Here is a 12,673-nt window from a genome sequence, read left to right on the forward strand (position 1 = left end):
AGATGGGTAAAAGGGACAGCCCCTCAAGGGGGAGGGAAGCAAGAAAAGAACAGGGGCCGTTTCCGGCCCCTGCCCTAAACCTCGATCAGTACGGCGACGGGTACCAGTCGTCGTCGCCCCAATCGTCTTCATCATCGATCGGGTAGAGCTTCTTGATCCGGTCGACGACGCCGGAGCAGCGGTTGATGCGCATCGAGTAGACCCAGTCGTCGTAGCCGGCCTCGACACGGACGCGGTTCTTGCTGATGTGGTCGACGATGTCGACATCGAAGAAGCCGACATTCTTCAGGCCCCTGCGGATCTGCTTGTCGGTGAGGCACCAGTTGAAGAAGTCGTTCGGGCCAAAATTCTTCTTCTTGAACTGCTGCAGCTGCTTCTGGTCGCCGCCCTGCGGCTTCACCTCGAGCGAGAAGCCGCCCATGTTCGGGGCGGCCTGCACCGGGACCGCGCTCAGGGCGGTGCCGGCGAGGACGACGGCGAGAACCGCGGCGCGGCCGGTCTGCCGGAGGGTGTTGAGAACGGTCATTTCAGTAGTCCTTAGGGTTCGATTCAGTGCTGCATCTGCAGCGTTGAATTCACCTTAGCGCACTGATTTTGAACGTGTTTAGAACCACCCCTTCAGAAACCATTCAGCGCAGCGCCGCACTTATGCCGCGGTCACCACAATCGCGCCACGCCGCGTCGCGACGATGGTGTGCTCGTACTGCACGCACGGGGCCGGCGGGTCGGCCACCAGCGTCCATTCGTCGTCCTCGTCGCGCTGCTCGGCCATCCGCCCGCCCAGCGACAGGAACGGCTCCACTGTGAACACCAGCCCTTCGCTGATCACCCGCCGATCGGACTTGTCCGGCCAGGTGGCGATCTCACCCGGCTCGTCATGCAGACTGTCGCCGACGCCGTGGCTCGCGAGATTCTCGATCAGCGTGTAGCGGTGTTTTTTGGCGAAAGCGCCGATGGCCAAACCAATGCCGTTGAGCGGCGCGCCGGTCTTCACCGCGCGGATCCCCTCCCACATCGCCCGCTTGCCGTCGCGACAGAGCGTCACCAGCCGCGGATCGGCCTCCGGCACGATAAACGACGCGCCGGTATCGGCGAACACGCCGTCGAGCTCCGCTGACACGTCGATATTCACCAGGTCACCGGCATGGATGATGCGCGCCCCCGGGATGCCGTGCGCGATCTCCTCGTTCACCGAAATGCACGTAGCGCCCGGAAAATCATAGGTGATCTCGGGCGCCGACCGGGCCCCGGCGGCCTCGAGGACACGCCGGCCGATATCGTCGAGCTCCTGCGTGGTGATCCCCGGCGCCAGCGCCGCCGCCATCGCATCGCGCGCCACCGCGCAGATGCGGCCGATTGCCTTGAGCTTTTCGAGTTCGGTTTCGGTGTTGATGGTCAAATCGCGTAGGTCCCGGCTTCCGCCATGTGTGTGAGGTCGTCGATGAGCGGGTTGTGCTCGCCGTCGCGGATGAAGCCGGTATGCCGCAGCCACATCCACATGGTGACGCGGTGAACCAGGGTATAGATCCAGAGCGCCGCATCTGGGTCCGAGTGGTCGACCTCGCCATAGCCGGCGCGGATATGCGGGGTCGAGCCCGGCGCGTCGTGCTCTGAGCAGAACAGCGCCTTGGCGAGGTCGCATACGGCGTCCGAGGCCCGGGCATTGCCATAGTCGAGCAGCCCGGTCAGCTGCAGCCGCCCCGCTGCATCACGCTCACCAAGCAGGTTGTGCGGCTGGAAATCGTCGTGGGCGAATACGGCGCCGCGACTTTCGGCGATGACATCGGCATGGGCTGCGAAGATAGCTTCGAGCCGCTGCGCCAGCGCCTCGCCGCCGCCGAAGTGGCGGAACCGGCTGATGCTGTAGGCAAAGCGCCGGTCGAGGTATTCGCTATTGGTCGCCGACGGGTCGACCACCCCCTGCTCGCCGAAGGCGCCATAGCCGCCCGGCACCGGCACGGAGTGCAGCTTGCGCAGCATCGTGCCCATTTGCCGGTAGAGGTCGCCAACGTCCGGCTCGTCCTTGAAGGTCATCACCTGTCTGCCGGGCAGGTAGTTCGCGATGGTGTAGCGGAACGGTAACCGGGTGCGGCTCTCGTCGGAGGCGAGGAAGCGCGTCATCGGCACATCGAGGTCTCGCAGCAGCAGCGAGGCGTAGATTTCCTTACCGGTCGCGTAGGGAAACGCGTCCTTGAACGCCTTGAGCACCAGCGGCGCGCCGTCAGTACGGTCGATGCGGAACGAGCGCGCCCCGCCGCCGATAAGCTCAGTCACCGCCGTTGGCACCCCGAGGCCAAGCTCGCCGAACAGTGCGACGAGCTTCGCGATGTCGATATCGACCGGCGGCATCTTGTAGGACGGCTCCGCCACCGCCTCGATTTGTGTCATTCCCCTCACCCCAGCTTCGCTAGCCAATTTTGTGGGCAAGCTACGCTGCACGCCCTGCAAGGGGAAGGGAGAACGAAGGGGCGGAAGAGCCCCTTCGCGCCTTCAGCCCCTGAGCTTCAGGTACGCCTCGACCAGCCCGCGCGTGGAGCTGTCGTGGGCCGTTGCCTTCTCCGTTCCCTGCACTTTCGGCAACAGCGCCTTGGCGAGTTGCTTGCCGAGCTCGACGCCCCACTGGTCGTAGGAGTTGACGCCCCAGATCGTTCCCTGCACGAACACCTTGTGTTCGTAGAGCGCGACGAGGCTGCCGAGCCGCTCCGGCGTCAGCTTGGGATACAGCAGCGTGTTCGAGGGACGGTTGCCGGGGAACATTTTGTGCGGCGTCAGTTCCTTGATCCGCGCCTTGTCGAGGCCCTGGGCGCTGAGCTCCGCCACCACCTCGTCCTTGGTCTTGCCCAGCATCAGCGCTTCGGATTGCGCCAAGACGTTCGCCACCAGCTTGTCATGATGCGGCGGCAACTGCTCATGCGGCTGCGCGGCGATCAGGAAATCCACTGGGATCACGTCGGTGCCCTGGTGGATCAGCTGGTAGAACGCATGCTGCCCATTTGTGCCCGGCTCGCCCCATATGATCGGCCCGGTATTGTAGTCGACCGGTTTGCCAGAGAGTGAAACCGATTTGCCGTTCGATTCCATGTCCTGCTGCTGGAGGTAGGCGGCAAAGCGGGAAAGCCGCTGGTCGTAGGGCAGCACCGCGTGGGTCGAAAAGCCCCAGGCGTTGCGGTACCAGACGCCAAGCACGCCCATGATGACCGGCAGGTTCTTTTCCAGCTTGGTCTTCAAAAAGTGCTGGTCCATATCGTAGGCGCCCTTGAGGAACGCCTCGAAGTTGTCGTAGCCGACGGCAATCGCCACCGGCAGGCCGATCGCCGACCACACCGAGTAGCGCCCGCCGACCCAGTCCCAGAAGCCAAAGATACGGTCGGACTTGATGCCGAAACCGGCGCAGGCCGTTAAGTTGGTCGAAAGCGCCGCGAAATGATCCGGTACCGCCGCTTCGCCCAGTGCCGAGGCGATCCAGGCACGGGCAGTCGCCGCGTTGGTCATCGTCTCGTCGGTGGTGAAGGTCTTCGAGGCAACGATGAACATCGTCCGCTTCGGGTCGAGCCCGCGCAGCACGTCGTGGATATGGGCGCCGTCGACGTTCGAGACATAATGCGCCCTGAGGTCGGCCCGCGTGTAGGGCGCCAGCGCCAGCGTCACCATGGCCGGGCCGAGGTCCGAGCCGCCGATGCCGATATTGACCACGTCGGTGAAGCTGTCGCCGCTCGAACCCTTGATCGAGCCATCGCGCACCGCGTCGGAGAAGCCCTTCATCGCTGCGAGGACGCCGCGCACTTCGGGCATCACGTCCTTGCCGTCGACCACCACCTTCTTGTCGCCCATATAGCGCAGCGCCATGTGCTGCACCGCGCGATCCTCGGTGATGTTGATGTGCTCGCCCTTCCACATCGCATCGCGCCGTTCCTCGACGCCGGCGGCACGCGCCAGCTCGAACAAGGCCGCCATCGCCTTTTCGTCGATGCGGTTCTTCGAGTAATCGAGCAGCAACTCACCGGCCTTGGCCGAGAACGTCTTGAAGCGGTTCGGGTCGGCCGCGAACAGCTCGCGCATCGTCGTCTCGGCGAGACGCTTGCGCGACTTCATCAGCGGGTTGAGGAGGGACTTGCGGGGGGTGGCCATGACGCTGTTCTCCGGAAAGTACTAGATGACGGCGATGTCGCCTGCCGCCCATGTCGCTCGGGTTTGTGCCGCATAATCGGCCAACGTACCAGCCTCGATCGCCGTGCGGGCACCTATGCAGAGCTGCTGGTAGTAGCTCAGGTTGATCTGGCTCAGGATCATCGCCCCGAGCATCTCCTCGGTGCGGATCAGGTGGTGCAGGTAGGCACGGCTGAAACGGCGGCAGTTCGGGTTGGGTGACTCTTCGTCGAGCGGACGTGGATCGTCCTTATGCCGGGCGTTCTTCAGGTTGATGACACCGAAGCGCGTGTAGGCATGCCCATGCCGTCCGGCGCGGGTCGGGTGCACGCAGTCGAACATGTCGACGCCGCGCTCGATACCGCCAAGGATGTCGTCGGGCTTGCCCACCCCCATCAGGTAGCGCGGCTTGTCGGTCGGCAGTTCCGGGGTGATTTCGCTCAGCACGCGGAACATCACTTCCTGCGGCTCGCCCACCGCGAGACCGCCGATCGAATAGCCGTTGAAACCGATCGACTTCAGCCCCGCCGCCGAGCGTCCGCGCAGCTCGGCGTTGTCGCCGCCCTGCACGATGCCGTGCAGCGAGCGGTGCGGCTGGTTGCCGAACGCATCCTTCGAACGCTGCGCCCAGCGCAGCGACAGCTCCATCGCCCGTTCCATCTCCTTGTGCTCGGAGGGCAACGGGATGCACTCGTCGAGCTGCATGATGATGTCGCTGTCGAGCAGCGTCTGGATCTCGATCGAGCGTTCCGGCGTCAGCTCGTGCGCCGACCCATCGATATGCGAGCGGAAGGTCACACCCTTCTCGGTGAGTTTCCGCAGCTTGGTCAGCGACATCACCTGGAAGCCGCCGCTATCGGTGAGGATCGGCCGCTGCCAGTCCATGAAGTCGTGCAGCCCGCCCAGCGCCGCGACGCGCTCGGCGCCAGGCCTGAGCATCAGGTGATAGGTATTGCCGAGCAGGATATCCGCGCCGGTGTCGCGCACCTGCTCGGGATACATCCCCTTGACGGTGCCCACCGTGCCGACCGGCATGAAAGCCGGCGTCTGCACGTCGCCGCGCCAGGTGTCGATCCGGCCACGCCGGGCCATGCCATCGGTGGCGAGGAGGGTGAAGGAGTAATCGGATTTCATGGCCGGCTACTTAGCCGTCCGCTCGCCTCCTGTCACCCCGCGGCGAGGCCTTCCTCGTCCGCCCGCGGCGAGGGCCTTCCTCGTCCGCCCGCGGCGAGAGCGTGCTCTCGTCCGCCCGCGGCGAGAGCGTGCTCTCGTCCGTCCGCGGCGAGGCCTTCCTCGTTCGTCCGCGGCGAGGGTCCGCCCTCGCCACCCCTGCTGATCAGACCGCGGCGGTGATCTTGCGGTACTGACTTTCGTCAAAGGCCTTCAGGGTTGTCCCGCGAACGTTGCCGAGCGCCGATGCCCTGAGGATGAACGTCGCTATTGCTTCATCGCTCGGCGCATCGGCGACGATCAGCTGATCGTACTGGCCGAACGTCATGTACACGGCCTCAAACGTGATACCGGCCTGTTTGGCCGATGCCTTGGCTGCATCGTAGCGGCCGGCCGAGTCCTTGATTGTCTTGATGCCCTGGTCGGTCCAGTTGAGCAACATGATGTACTTCGACATACGACGTTCCTCCCTGTTGGCGAGGAATATACTCTCCTCGTCGCAGCAGAATATCCCTGCCGTAATCCGGCAGCAAATCGCATGACGTCTTTCGCTAGGCACCGAACTCCTTGGCGCTGCGCGGCGCGTCGGGACGTTGCTCGTCCAGCGACTGCCGATAGCGGATGCAGCCGCGCATGAACTGCGCCCACTCCGGAACCATGATCTGCGGATCGGTCCTTTCCGGCAGCAGGTCCCACAGTTGCGGATGGTGCCAGCAGAGCCTGTGCATGGTGCTGTCGCGGTGTTCGCGGATACCGGCTCGCAGCCGCCTGGTTTCGGCAATCAGCGCGGCATGGTCCATTGCATCGAGATCATCGTCCATTCGCTCTCTCCTCAGGCGCGAAACAGCAGCGATGCATCTCCATACGAATAGAACCGATATCCGTTCCCGATGGCGTGCGCATAAGCGGCACGCATCGTGTCGAGCCCGGCGAAGGCGCTGACCAGCATGAACAGGGTGGAGCGCGGCAGGTGGAAATTGGTCATCAGCATGTCCACCGCGTTGAAGCGGTAGCCCGGCGTGATGAAGATGTCGGTGTCGCCGACGAAGGGCTGCAGCGTGCCGGTGGCCCGTGCCGCCGTCTCGAGCAGCCGAAGGCTGGTGGTCCCCACCGCGATCACCCGCCCGCCTTTGGCCCTGGCGGCGAGGATGCGCTCCACCACCGCCGCGGGGATGTCGCCCCATTCGGCATGCATGACATGGTCGTCGGTGTCGTCGACCTTCACCGGCAGGAAGGTCCCTGCCCCGACATGCAGCGTCACCCGCTCGACGCTGACGCCGAGATCGGCCAGTTGCTGCAGCAGGCTTTCGGTGAAATGCAGCCCGGCGGTCGGCGCGGCCACCGCGCCATCGCGGGCAGCGTAGACCGTCTGGTAGTCCGATTTGTCGCGCTCTTCGGTGTGGCGCTTGGCCTCGATATAGGGCGGCAGCGGCATGGCGCCATGCGCCTTGATCGCCTCGTCGAGCTCGGCTCCACCCAGATCGAACGCCAGCGTGATCTCGCCGGTGTCGCCCTTCCCTGCCACCGTCGCGAGGATCGAGCCGTTATCGCCCAGTTCCAGCCGATCGAGCAGGTGAAGTTTCTTCGCCGGCCGGGCAAAGGCTCGCCAGGTATTGGCGTCCACCCGCTTGTGCAGGTTGAAGCTGACATTGGCGCGGAGCTCGCCGCGGATGCGCGTGCCGGTGAGCTCGGCCGGCAGCACGCGCGTATCGTTCACCACCAGCACATCGCCGGCGCGCAGGATCGTCAGGAGATCGCGGACGTGTCCATCGACCAGCGCTTCACCGGGGCGAACCACCAGCATGCGGGCGGCATCGCGCGGCTCTGCCGGGTGAAGCGCAATGCTCTCCGCGGGCAGATCGAAGTCGAAGTCGTCAACCTTCATGGGCGATGTCGCAGCGGATCGCATAGACCCCGCCGGTCGCGGGCTTCAGCGTGCCGGTCGCAAGACCACCGCCGCCTTCGAAGCGCGTCACCAGCCGGACGGTGGCAATGTCGGTGTCGCTTGCGGTGGCGTGGAAGTTGAACAGCACCTTATTGTCCATATCGAGCCCGGTGATCGTTGCGAGGCTCGCGGGCTCGGTGGCGCTGGTCGAATAGCCGGGATCATCGCCGATCTTGAGTGCAGCATCGGTCACTGCGTAGCCGGCATCGCCTTGGGTCAGGGTGAAACCGAGTGTCAGCCCGCCGGCAATCGACCGGCAGGTGTAGTCGTCGGCCAAGGCCGTGCCGGCGCTCAGGGCCAGCGCCGCGATCGCGACTACTGTCCGGAGCATGATACCGCCCACACACCCTGCCCCGGGATGCGGAGCGTGCCGCCATAGACGAAGCTGTCGGCCTCGGTGCTTTTGAACAGCCGCAACTCGGCGATCTTGGCCGCCATGCCCTCATCGACGGCGTCGATCAGGATCATGTCACTGGTCTCGAAGGCCTGCCCGACCACCACCGGATCGCCCGGCCCGTAGGCCGCGCTGCTCGCCCACACCTTCTCGCCGACCGAGATGTTGAGCCCGGCGATCGACAGGAAGTCGACCGAGCCGACAAGGAAGTCGAAAGTCGCCGCGCCATCCGGCGCGACGCAGTTCACCCACTCCGTCGCCAGCGACGGAGTGGCAAGGCCGCAAAGGCTCGCGATCGAGGCGATTGCGGCCAGCCGGATCATTCGGCGATGTCCGCCGCGACCTTCACCGAAACCATCGAGTCCGGATCACGCACCGGCTCGCCGCGCTTGATCTGATCGACATTTTCCATGCCTTCGATGACCTTGCCCCACACCGTGTACTGGCGGTCGAGGAAGCGGGCATCGTTGAACACGATGAAGAACTGCGAGTTGGCGCTATCCGGGTTCTGCGCACGGGCCATCGACGCGACACCGCGAACGTGCGGCTCGGCGTTGAATTCCTGCTTCAGGTTCGGGTACTTCGACGATCCGGTGCCGGTACCGGTCGGATCGCCGGTCTGCGCCATGAAGCCGTCGATCACGCGGTGGAAGACGATGCCGTCGTAAAAGCCTTCGCGCGCCAGCTTCTTGATGTGCGCGACATGGTTCGGGGCCAGGTCAGGGCGCATGGCGATGACCACCTTGCCCTTGGTGGTTTCGATGACGAGGGTGTTCTCGGGATCGGCATAAGCCATGGGATGGGGCCTTCCTTACTTGTATTCGATTTTGGCGGAGATGATCTTGTCCGGGTCCTGAACGGGCTGGTCACCCGCGCCCTTCTTGATCAGGTCGACGAATTCCATGCCCGAAACGACCTTGCCCCAGATGGTGTACTGGCCATCGAGGTGTGGCGCGTCGGCGAACATGATGAAGAACTGCGAGTTGGCGCTGTTCGGATCGGACGAACGGGCAGCGGCAACGACACCGCGGGTAAAATGCTCGGCGGTGGTGAATTCGGCTGCGAGGTCGGGCAGGTCGGAGCCGCCCATGCCGGTGCCGGTCGGGTCACCGCCCTGCGCCATGAAGCCGTCGATGACGCGATGGAAGACGATGCCGTTGTAAAAGCCCTTCTCGGTGAGCTCGATCACCCGCTTCACATGGCCGGGCGCCAGGTCGGGGCGAAGCTCGATATCGACGATGCCGTCCTTGAGCTCGAGGATCCAGTGAGGCTTGCCCTCCTGTGCCCTCGCGGCCTGTGGGGCGGCGATCGAGACGGTGAAGAAGGCGGCGACCGCGGCGAGGAGAATGCCGAGGATGATGCCGGCGCGCTTGATGGGATCGGACATTATTTCTTCAGTGCCTTCAGAACGATGGGCGGGACAAAGGCGCTGATGTCGCCTCCGAGCTCGGCGATCTGACGCACGAGCGTGGCCGAGATGTGGCGGACATGCGGGCTGGATGGCAGGAAGACCGTCTGCAGGTCCGGCGCCATCTGGGCATTCATGCCCACCATCTGCATCTCGAAATTGTAATCGGTGGTGTCGCGCAGGCCGCGAATGATCAGCTTGGCGCCCGCGGCGCGAGCGGCATTGACCATCAGGCCGGAGAAATCGACGAACTGGAATTCAGTGTCAGTTCGCTTGCCGATCGGCTCGAGCACGGCGCGCAGCAGCGCCACGCGATCCTCATGGCTGAACAGCGGCTTCTTGGAATGGTGGGTCCCCACCGCGATCACCAGCGTATCGACCAGCTTGCAGGCCCGCTCGATCACATCGAGGTGGCCATTGGTCAAGGGATCGAAGGAGCCGGGATAAAAGCCGACTAGTCTGGCCATGGCGGAGCGCCCTCCCCGTTGTTGTTGCGGCGGGTTTTGTCACGGCAAACCAATTATGGCAAGCCGGGCGCGGGAGACACCGGTTCGGGGGCGCTATACTGTCGATCCCGTTGCCGGGGGCCTGATATGACCGAGATCACCTTCCATCCGCTGTCCGAAATCCCGCCGCCCGAGTTGCTCGCGCTCCTCACCGACCCGGATGTGCGCCGCCATATGCCGCTCGCCGGCGACGACTGGAACGCCGAGAGCGCCGCCGACTGGGCGCGCGCCAAGGACGCGCAATGGCAGGAAAACGGCTACGGCCCATGGGCCATCCGCATCGATGGCGGGTTCGCCGGCTGGGGTGGCTTCCAGAAGGAAGGCGACGAGGCCGACCTCGGCCTCGTGCTGTTCCCCGGCCAGTGGGGGCACGGCGCGGCGATCTTCCGAGAACTGGTCCGGCGCGGCACCGAACTGCAGATCCGCAACGTCACTATCATGTTGCCGCCCAGCCGCGTGCGGCTGAAAGGCCTGGTTCGCCTGGGCTTCGAGCCAGCCGGCGAACTGGACTATGCCGGCCAGCGCTTCCTGAAGTTCCGGTTGGTCACCTAGAGCTGCTGCGACGGCAACGCGGCGGCACGGATCAACTGTATCGAATGGCCGATGCGAGCAAGCGAGCGCGACATCGCCTCGTCAGTCTCCGCCTCGGTCAGAGAGAGCCCTTCCAGATACGTGGCCAGCGGCAGCTCCATGGTTCGCTCGAGCATGCGGGTGATGGCATCTCGGGCGTTGTCCAGGGGCTGATGCGTGCCCGCTGCAAAGTAGATCGCTAGATCTCCCGCCAGCGCTTCCATGGCCCGCGCATAGACGACCTCGGTGGCCAGCAGCACACATGATTCCGTGATGACCATCCGGTCCTCCCCCGCCCCCTACACCTCAGTATCCAGAACCGATTGCGTCGCGCCACCACGGAACGGTGGTTGTTCATTCACGTTTCCGGGCTTGTGTGGGCATCAGGCGTGCCGCTGCAGCGCCAGCCAGATCGCCGCGCCGATCAGAATCACCCCGGCGATCCGGTTGACCAGCAGCATCCGGTCGTCGCCCAGCGCTCCGCGCGCCCTGGCGGCGAGGTAGATGTAGACGCAATCGGTGATGAGGCCCGCCGCCATCTCGATCAGCCCCAGCACGATCACCTGCGGCCAGGCGGGGAAAGCCGGGTTGACGAACTGCGGCAGGAACGCCCCGAAAAAGATCAGCGCCTTGGGGTTGCTCCACAACACCAGGAAGCCGGCCACCGCCTGTTGCAGCGGCGAGCGCGCCGCAACCGGTCGGTCGGTGGCAATGCCGTGCCGACTGGTGATGTAGCCCCAGCCGATCCAGATCAGGTAGGCCGCGCCGACATACTTGATGATGTCGAACGCCGCCCCGACGAAGCCGGTCACGGCTTCGAGCGCCAGCGCCACCACCAGCACCATGGTGAAGCGCCCCACCTGCACCCCGGCTTCCATCCACAATCCGGCCGTCATGCCGCGCGCCAGCGACGTGCTGACCAGCGCAGAGACGGTAACCCCGGGGACGATCACCACAACAAAGGCGGCGACGACGAAGGAGATGAGGATCGGGAGATCAGCCATGGCGGCGCTGAACTAGCACCGCCATGACGATTGAGACAGTCCCGTCAGCTGCGCTTCTGGAACGCCAGCCAGATGCCGCCGAGCATCAGGATCACGCCCGATACCCGGTTCATCATCCGCACCCGCGCGACAGTCAAAAGCTGCCGGGCGCTGCCGGCGATCACCGCGTAGACGCAGTCCGAGAGGGTAGCGACGGCCATGACGATCAGCCCCAGCACCATGATCTGCTCGAAGGCCGGGCGGCTCATGTCGATGAACTGCGGCAGGAAGGCCCCGAGGAACAGCAGCGTCTTGGGGTTGGACCAGTTGATCAGCGCCCCCTGCCAGATGTAACGGCCGAGCGGCAGTTTTTCGCCTGGCGTGCCCATCTCGAGTTTGCCCGACGAGGTGAACATCTTGAAGCCGATCCACACCAGGTAGGCCGCGCCGACGAACTTGATGATGGTGAAGGCCTCCGACACCAGCGTCATCACCGCGTCGAGCCCGACGGCGACAATGAACACCATGCTCAACATGGCGATCTCGGTGCCCAGAATCGTCAGCAACCCCGCTTTGGTGCCGCGCGCCAGCGAATTGGCGACCACCACGGTGACCGACGGTCCAGGTACGATAGCGAACAGCAGGCAAGCGGCAATGTAGGGAAGCAGGATGGCGGGATCGATCATCTGAAACTCCGGGGCGTTAGGCTGGCTCGCTCCAACGAGCCAGCCACAACTATCGCTGCGCCGCAAGCAGGGTCAGCAACCCACGGCGAGCAGCAGATCTATCCGCCAATCAGGCGGACTATTCAATCATCTTCCGTTGCTGTAGCGTGTTTGTCGCACATTTTCCGCTATTGCGACGCGATGACCGCCGACGCACCGTTCAGAACGCGGTCGCTGGTTTCGCGTAAATCTGCCGCCTGTTGGATAATCTCGAGGTCAGATGGGCAAACTCTGTTCGATGGTGGAACGCAAACGGGCGGCAATGCCGCCCGCTGCTTGATCGAAACCATGTCGCCGTCAGGCGGCGGTGTCATCGCCCGGCTCGTCGGCCCCCGGCTCGCCAGCCTCCGGATCGGCGTCGTCAGCTTCCGGCTCGCTGATCCGCTCAACCGACACTACCTTCTCGCCATCAGCGGTGTTGAACACCGTGACACCCTGCGAGGAGCGGCCGACGATACGGATGCGGTTGTCCGGGCCGGCATCCACCGGGTCGCGGATCACCTTGCCGCCACTGGTCACCAGCATGATCTGGTCGCCGTCTTCCACCGGGAACGAGCCGATCAGCGGGCCGTTGCGCTTGTTCACCGCCATGGCGACGATGCCTTTGCCGCCGCGCCCGGTGATCCGGTACTCGTGGCTCGAGGTGCGCTTGCCGTAGCCGTTTTCCGAGATGGTCAGGATGAACTGCTCGGCGGCCGACATCGCCGCATAGCGCCTGTCTCTTCTCCACATCCACGAGCCCACGAGACAGGCAGACAAACCCTCTGCCTGCTTCTGCTTGAAAAAAAAACACACTAATCGGCTCACACCAGACAGTATCACCGAA

General features: G+C 64.5%; 18 protein-coding genes. 1 reads left to right on the plus strand and 17 read right to left on the minus strand.

Annotation, left to right across the window (positions count from 1 at the left end; translation table 11 throughout):
- Positions 1 to 85: 85 nt before the first annotated feature.
- From VW23_RS20655 to coaD, 13 genes are all read right to left on the minus strand, one after another.
- Positions 86 to 526 (minus strand): hypothetical protein, encoded by a 441-nt coding sequence (locus tag VW23_RS20655; protein ID WP_069911398.1) that lies wholly within the window; start codon positions 524 to 526, stop codon positions 86 to 88.
- Positions 527 to 646: 120 nt separating this feature from the next.
- Positions 647 to 1,399, minus strand: a complete 753-nt coding sequence (gene map / locus VW23_RS20660; protein ID WP_069911399.1) for a type I methionyl aminopeptidase — start codon at positions 1,397 to 1,399, stop codon at positions 647 to 649.
- Entirely contained in the window at positions 1,396 to 2,388 is a 993-nt protein-coding gene (locus tag VW23_RS20665) for a phosphotransferase family protein (RefSeq protein ID WP_069911400.1), read from the minus strand. The genes map and VW23_RS20665 overlap by 4 nt, the downstream gene beginning before the upstream one ends.
- A gap of 102 nt (positions 2,389 to 2,490) precedes the next feature.
- Positions 2,491 to 4,128, minus strand: coding sequence for a glucose-6-phosphate isomerase (gene pgi, locus VW23_RS20670; protein ID WP_069911401.1), 1,638 nt, complete (start codon positions 4,126 to 4,128; stop codon positions 2,491 to 2,493).
- 21 nt (positions 4,129 to 4,149) lie between these two features.
- The gene (gene tgt / locus VW23_RS20675) at positions 4,150 to 5,280 is read right to left on the minus strand and encodes a tRNA guanosine(34) transglycosylase Tgt (protein ID WP_069911402.1); all 1,131 of its coding nucleotides are present in this window, start codon (positions 5,278 to 5,280) and stop codon (positions 4,150 to 4,152) included.
- Between the two features lie 202 nt (positions 5,281 to 5,482).
- A complete protein-coding gene (locus VW23_RS20680; protein ID WP_069911403.1) occupies positions 5,483 to 5,773 on the minus strand; it encodes a GYD domain-containing protein in 291 nt (96 codons plus the stop codon).
- Between the two features lie 94 nt (positions 5,774 to 5,867).
- Positions 5,868 to 6,137, minus strand: coding sequence for a hypothetical protein (locus tag VW23_RS20685; protein ID WP_069911404.1), 270 nt, complete (start codon positions 6,135 to 6,137; stop codon positions 5,868 to 5,870).
- An 11-nt stretch (positions 6,138 to 6,148) separates the two neighbouring features.
- Positions 6,149 to 7,201: a tRNA preQ1(34) S-adenosylmethionine ribosyltransferase-isomerase QueA gene (gene queA / locus VW23_RS20690; RefSeq protein ID WP_069911405.1), complete on the minus strand. Its 1,053-nt coding sequence runs from the start codon at positions 7,199 to 7,201 to the stop codon at positions 6,149 to 6,151.
- Positions 7,191 to 7,592: a hypothetical protein gene (locus VW23_RS20695; protein WP_069911406.1), complete on the minus strand. Its 402-nt coding sequence runs from the start codon at positions 7,590 to 7,592 to the stop codon at positions 7,191 to 7,193. Before VW23_RS20695 ends, queA begins: the two co-directional genes overlap by 11 nt.
- On the minus strand, positions 7,577 to 7,978 hold the full coding sequence (locus VW23_RS20700; RefSeq protein WP_069911407.1) for a hypothetical protein: 402 nt from the start codon (positions 7,976 to 7,978) through the stop codon (positions 7,577 to 7,579). The genes VW23_RS20695 and VW23_RS20700 overlap by 16 nt, the downstream gene beginning before the upstream one ends.
- Positions 7,975 to 8,451 carry a peptidylprolyl isomerase gene (locus tag VW23_RS20705; RefSeq protein ID WP_055882471.1) on the minus strand — a complete coding sequence of 159 codons (477 nt, stop codon included), beginning with the start codon at positions 8,449 to 8,451 and terminating at the stop codon, positions 7,975 to 7,977. The genes VW23_RS20700 and VW23_RS20705 overlap by 4 nt, the downstream gene beginning before the upstream one ends.
- Before the next feature lie 15 nt (positions 8,452 to 8,466).
- Positions 8,467 to 9,042, minus strand: coding sequence for a peptidylprolyl isomerase (locus VW23_RS20710; protein ID WP_069911408.1), 576 nt, complete (start codon positions 9,040 to 9,042; stop codon positions 8,467 to 8,469).
- Complete coding sequence (gene coaD / locus VW23_RS20715; RefSeq protein WP_055882476.1) at positions 9,042 to 9,530, minus strand: pantetheine-phosphate adenylyltransferase; 489 nt, start codon at positions 9,528 to 9,530, stop codon at positions 9,042 to 9,044. Before coaD ends, VW23_RS20710 begins: the two co-directional genes overlap by 1 nt.
- Positions 9,531 to 9,656: 126 nt before the next feature.
- On the opposite strand from coaD, the gene VW23_RS20720 reads away from it, so the two are divergent.
- Positions 9,657 to 10,121 (plus strand): GNAT family N-acetyltransferase, encoded by a 465-nt coding sequence (locus VW23_RS20720; RefSeq protein WP_069911409.1) that lies wholly within the window; start codon positions 9,657 to 9,659, stop codon positions 10,119 to 10,121.
- On the opposite strand, the gene VW23_RS20725 is transcribed toward VW23_RS20720, so the two are convergent.
- The 4 genes from VW23_RS20725 to VW23_RS20740 form a co-directional block, all read right to left on the minus strand.
- Entirely contained in the window at positions 10,118 to 10,420 is a 303-nt protein-coding gene (locus VW23_RS20725) for a hypothetical protein (RefSeq protein ID WP_069911410.1), read from the minus strand. The genes VW23_RS20720 and VW23_RS20725 overlap by 4 nt on opposite strands.
- Positions 10,421 to 10,522: 102 nt before the next feature.
- Entirely contained in the window at positions 10,523 to 11,143 is a 621-nt protein-coding gene (locus VW23_RS20730) for a LysE family translocator (protein ID WP_069911411.1), read from the minus strand.
- 44 nt (positions 11,144 to 11,187) lie between these two features.
- Entirely contained in the window at positions 11,188 to 11,808 is a 621-nt protein-coding gene (locus VW23_RS20735; RefSeq protein ID WP_069911412.1) for a LysE family translocator, read from the minus strand.
- A 336-nt stretch (positions 11,809 to 12,144) separates the two neighbouring features.
- A partial coding sequence (locus VW23_RS20740) for a DNA gyrase C-terminal beta-propeller domain-containing protein (RefSeq protein WP_425285225.1) occupies positions 12,145 to 12,673 on the minus strand: 529 nt, incomplete at its 5' end.

It is taken from the genome of Devosia insulae DS-56 (assembly GCF_000970465.2).
GTDB lineage: Bacteria > Pseudomonadota > Alphaproteobacteria > Rhizobiales > Devosiaceae > Devosia_A > Devosia_A insulae.

Excerpts from the sequence above, each read along its gene's own strand:
- VW23_RS20680 (WP_069911403.1), bottom strand. The coding sequence starts at position 5,773 with ATGTCGAAGTACATCATGTTGCTCAACTGGACCGACCAGGGCATCAAG.
- VW23_RS20685 (WP_069911404.1), bottom strand. The coding sequence starts at position 6,137 with ATGGACGATGATCTCGATGCAATGGACCATGCCGCGCTGATTGCCGAA.
- VW23_RS20735 (WP_069911412.1), bottom strand. The coding sequence starts at position 11,808 with ATGATCGATCCCGCCATCCTGCTTCCCTACATTGCCGCTTGCCTGCTG.
- VW23_RS20700 (WP_069911407.1), bottom strand. The coding sequence starts at position 7,978 with ATGATCCGGCTGGCCGCAATCGCCTCGATCGCGAGCCTTTGCGGCCTT.
- tgt (WP_069911402.1), bottom strand. The coding sequence starts at position 5,280 with ATGAAATCCGATTACTCCTTCACCCTCCTCGCCACCGATGGCATGGCC.
- VW23_RS20725 (WP_069911410.1), bottom strand. The coding sequence starts at position 10,420 with ATGGTCATCACGGAATCATGTGTGCTGCTGGCCACCGAGGTCGTCTAT.
- VW23_RS20695 (WP_069911406.1), bottom strand. The coding sequence starts at position 7,592 with ATGCTCCGGACAGTAGTCGCGATCGCGGCGCTGGCCCTGAGCGCCGGC.
- VW23_RS20710 (WP_069911408.1), bottom strand. The coding sequence starts at position 9,042 with ATGTCCGATCCCATCAAGCGCGCCGGCATCATCCTCGGCATTCTCCTC.
- pgi (WP_069911401.1), bottom strand. The coding sequence starts at position 4,128 with ATGGCCACCCCCCGCAAGTCCCTCCTCAACCCGCTGATGAAGTCGCGC.
- VW23_RS20730 (WP_069911411.1), bottom strand. The coding sequence starts at position 11,143 with ATGGCTGATCTCCCGATCCTCATCTCCTTCGTCGTCGCCGCCTTTGTT.
- coaD (WP_055882476.1), bottom strand. The coding sequence starts at position 9,530 with ATGGCCAGACTAGTCGGCTTTTATCCCGGCTCCTTCGATCCCTTGACC.
- VW23_RS20705 (WP_055882471.1), bottom strand. The coding sequence starts at position 8,451 with ATGGCTTATGCCGATCCCGAGAACACCCTCGTCATCGAAACCACCAAG.
- VW23_RS20720 (WP_069911409.1), top strand. The coding sequence starts at position 9,657 with ATGACCGAGATCACCTTCCATCCGCTGTCCGAAATCCCGCCGCCCGAG.
- queA (WP_069911405.1), bottom strand. The coding sequence starts at position 7,201 with ATGAAGGTTGACGACTTCGACTTCGATCTGCCCGCGGAGAGCATTGCG.
- VW23_RS20665 (WP_069911400.1), bottom strand. The coding sequence starts at position 2,388 with ATGACACAAATCGAGGCGGTGGCGGAGCCGTCCTACAAGATGCCGCCG.
- VW23_RS20655 (WP_069911398.1), bottom strand. The coding sequence starts at position 526 with ATGACCGTTCTCAACACCCTCCGGCAGACCGGCCGCGCCGCGGTTCTC.